This window comes from Methylobacterium sp. WL64 (assembly GCF_008039945.1).
GTDB lineage: Bacteria > Pseudomonadota > Alphaproteobacteria > Rhizobiales > Beijerinckiaceae > Methylobacterium.
In genome coordinates this window covers 1-1177 of record NZ_VRVA01000285.1, presented here as the reverse complement: position 1 = coordinate 1177, position 1177 = coordinate 1, and the positions used below count along the sequence as shown (strand labels likewise).

The following is a 1177-nucleotide window of genomic DNA, read 5'->3' as shown; positions in this document are numbered from 1 at the left end:
TGTCGGACCACTGACGCTGGGTCTCGACGCCGAGATGGGCGCGTGCCTCTTGGAAGGTAACCTCGACCTGCCAGCGTCGGACGAACCATGTCACGATTTGTGTCGGATCTCGTACGGGGTCGGTGCAGAGTAGGGCTTGCGGCTCGAAGTGGTTCTCGGGATCGCGGATCAGAACCCAACGGACTGGTACCACCGGCAGCCCGGAATGATGCCAGACGGCGGAAGCCGAGGTGATCTCGATCCTGCGTTCACCTGTGCCGTACCAGCCCGGCACGCTCACCTGCTGCCAGAGGGTGGCCGGCTCGGTCAGGATCTTGGACAGGGTTGGCCGCCGTGCACCCGTCTTGCGCGGTCGCCCGATCGTGCCCGGAAGCCTTGGGGGCGCGGGATCATAGAGCGCCGCATCCAGGCGCAGGCGCGTGATGGTGGTAACGCCGCTGCCGCGCAGAGCATCGAGAAACAGCAAGGCCGAGAAGGCGCTGTCGCCGACCAGCACGAGGTCGCGCCCTGACAGCCAGCGCCGCGCCTGCAGGGCCATCTGCCGTCCGACATCGAGCAGGGTCTTGTGCCGACGTCCTCGTTCCCGGCAGGCGCGCTCGGAGGGGACGAGGGCGGTCAGGAACGGCAACGCCCAGACCCGACCTGCCCAGGGAATGGGTGCGAGCAGCATCAGGCTCATCCAGCGCAGGCCGCTCGTTTTGACGAAATGGGCGCCGGACGAACGCACTGGATCACGGTAGATCCCTCGGGCCTGGATACGCCGTCCCCAGCGCCGTTCGATCGTGTCGTCGAGCGCCAGGACGATAGGACCACGCGGCGCGAAGGCTTCGACGAGCAGCCGGAGCAGGATGCGGGCTCCTGTACGGGGCGACCATGCGGCGCGGCTGAGCACCCGGTGCGTGTTCACGAAATGGCGGTCGCGCGCCCTGCCCGTGATCCGCAGCACGCTCGCTACCGTTCGCTGACCCGGACACAGGATCGCACCGATCAGCAGGGCCTGAGCGTACCGCCACGACCGGTGGACGAACAGCGGAGCGAACGACAGGATGATCCCGGCGAAGCGGGCGGGCAGGTGCGGCATGGGGCGTCTCTGGCGAGGGACACCACCAGCCTATCCATCAAGCCCGCTTCGTCACCCAGCGCGTTCCACGGCCGGTCGAAATGGCCAAAGTCGAGC

General features: G+C 67.5%; 1 protein-coding gene. It reads right to left on the bottom strand.

Annotation, left to right across the window (positions count from 1 at the left end; genetic code table 11):
• On the bottom strand, positions 1–1081 hold a 1081-nt coding region (locus FV242_RS33910; protein WP_147942030.1), incomplete at its 3' end, for a transposase.
• Positions 1082–1177: the final 96 nt, after the last annotated feature.